The 2,488-nt window shown below is 35.0% G+C and carries 2 protein-coding genes; both read left to right on the top strand.

Going from position 1 to position 2,488, the window contains the following annotated elements; genetic code table 11:
• Window positions 1–133: 133 nt before the first annotated feature.
• The gene (gene istA / locus C7954_RS13440; protein ID WP_234971245.1) at window positions 134–1,645 is read left to right on the top strand and encodes an IS21 family transposase; all 1,512 of its coding nucleotides are present in this window, start codon (window positions 134–136) and stop codon (window positions 1,643–1,645) included.
• A complete protein-coding gene (istB, locus tag C7954_RS13435) occupies window positions 1,638–2,387 on the top strand; it encodes an IS21-like element helper ATPase IstB (protein ID WP_134060308.1) in 750 nt (249 codons plus the stop codon). Before istA ends, istB begins: the two co-directional genes overlap by 8 nt.
• Window positions 2,388–2,488 lie beyond the last annotated feature (101 nt).

Raw genomic sequence — 2,488 nt, 5'->3', positions numbered from 1 at the left:
TGCATATGCTAAACTAAAAGTGTACCAAAAATAATGTTCTGCTAATCGAAAAGTGTACCATCTCAACACCATCTCCTGTATAATTGATTTATCCAATAATCATTATAAACAGGAGGTAAGAAAGGTGAAAGAGATGGCACAATATAATTATATTAGGTTTTTATTTTTTAATCAAAAGAAAAGTAAGAGAGCTATTGCAAGCGAACTTGGGATACATCGCGATACTGTAACTAGAGCTATTGCAAACCCAGAGCAAAAGTACAGGCTAAGTACAGACAGACCTCAGCCAGTAAATGGTGATTTCAAAAAACGAATAAACATAATGGTTAAAGAAAATCATGAAGCTCCCAAGGGACAAAAATTAACTAAACTCAGAATGTATGAATTAATCTGTGAGGAAGGCTATTCAGGTACTTATTCTTCCTTTACCTATCAATGCAGAAAGGAGGAAGAAGAACTCCATATACACCAGCAGGAAGCCTATCTGAAACTGGTTCCAATTAGTGGGTCCTTACAGGTTGATTTTGGTGAAGTGTACTCTAAACGAAATGGAGTACCCGTCAAAAAACATGCCTTCTGTGCTAAATTATGCTCTGGCAAAGGAGAATTTGTTAAAGCCTATCCGAGAGAACAGACAGAATTCTTTTTTGATGGACTTAGTTCAGCCTTTAAATTTTTTGGTGGTATTCCCAAAAAGATTATTTTTGATAATCTTAAACCAGCAGTAAAAACAGTTCTTAAAGAACAGGATCGTATACTGCAGCAGGAATTCCTTAAAATACAATCATTTTACTCTTTTGAAGCAGAGTTTTGTGGACCTGGCAAAGGTAACGAAAAGGGCTTAGTTGAGAATTTAGTCAAATATGTCCAGAATAATTACTTTTTACCTAGACCAGAATTTATCAGTTTTGAAGATACAAATCAGATGCTGCTTAAAAAATGTCTGCATAGACTTAGAACCAGAAAACATCTCGGTGAAACCTGGGAGAAAAGATTGTTAGCAGAAGATTTTCTTCCTCTAACAGAAATTTATGAATATGCCCGTCTTAAAGATGTTAAAGTTAGCAGCTATCAGCTGGTTCATATAGATACCAACCGCTATTCTGTACCGACTGAATATGTTGGCAAAAGACTACAGGCTAGACTATATCCATTTGAAATCAGACTGGTCTATAATGATAAAGTGGTTGCCGTACATGATAGGCTCTTTGGTAAAAACAAAGAAATTCTTAACCCCTATCATTTCCTGAGCTTACTCTGGAAAAAAGCTAGAGGCTATGATCAGGCAAAAGTGATCCAGGACTGGAAACTACCAGAAATATATACTGAATATCATAGATTAATTCAGGCTCATTTAGGATCAAAATCTAAAGGGACCAGAGAATTCATTGATATTCTGAGACTAACAGAAGAATATTCAGTTCCAACCATCGCCAGAATTTTAAAAGAACTTGATCAGAAAAACAGATACAGCTATCAGGATGTATTAAGTGTACTTCGTTACCAAACTCAGTGTACCAGTGGTACACAGTATTTAGCAGATGATATTTTGAAAAAACTTAATATTGACCATATCCACACTACTCATCTTCCCTTAAGCGAGTACGATTCTTTACTGGTAAAAGGTGGTGAGATAAATGGATGATAAATTAAGAGAACAGCTTAAATTCTGCCGCCTGCCAGGTATTGTAGAATGCTATGATGATATTCTAAGAGAAGCAAGAGATAACAGCTGGAACCATGAGCAATTTTTTAGTAACCTTGTTGAATATGAAGTTATCATGCGGGAAAACAACAGATTTAATAGACTTTTTAAACAGGCTAAATTTCCTAATTTAAAAACAATCGAACAGTTTAATTTTTCTGAAGCTCCTTTTTTATCGAAAACTGAAGTTATAGAATTATTTAGCTGCAAATTTATTGATCAGAACACCAATGTTTTATTTTTAGGATCACCAGGTACTGGGAAGTCCCACTTGCTCATTTCAATAGGTATTGAGGCCTGCAGACAGGGTAAAACAGTTGGATTCTTCACAGCAGCTGGTTTGTGTAATCAACTAATTGAAATGCAGGAAGAACAGCAGCTGCTTAAATTCTTAAAGAAGATCAACAAACTGGATTTATTATTAATTGATGAATTGGGCTTTGTTGAATTATCAAATCAGGCGACACAATTAATGTTCCAAATCTTTTCAGAACGATATGAAAAAGGCTCTATATTTTTAACCAGCAATCTTGAATTTGCTGAATGGGCTAAAGTGTTTCATGATGAAAGGATGACTGCTGCAATTATTGATAGACTGATTCACAACAGCAAGATAATGTTATTTAATGGATCCAGTCATCGACTCTTAGATCAGCAAAAGAAAACAAAGAAAGCCCAGTAATTTTAACTACAGAAGGAGTATTTTCTTCTCCTTCTCTTTTTTAAACTAGGTGGTACACAATTCGATTGGTAGGGTGGTACATTTTTCGCTTGACAAAAGCA

Source organism: Halanaerobium congolense (assembly GCF_004366375.1).
GTDB lineage: Bacteria > Bacillota > Halanaerobiia > Halanaerobiales > Halanaerobiaceae > Halanaerobium > Halanaerobium congolense.
Note: the sequence above shows the minus strand (reverse complement) of the source record. Positions and strands in the feature narration are given on the sequence as shown.

What these genes read in the sequence shown, in the direction of transcription:
- istA (WP_234971245.1), top strand. Translation starts at nt 134, where the DNA reads ATGGCACAATATAATTATATTAGGTTTTTATTTTTTAATCAAAAGAAA.
- istB (WP_134060308.1), top strand. Translation starts at nt 1,638, where the DNA reads ATGGATGATAAATTAAGAGAACAGCTTAAATTCTGCCGCCTGCCAGGT.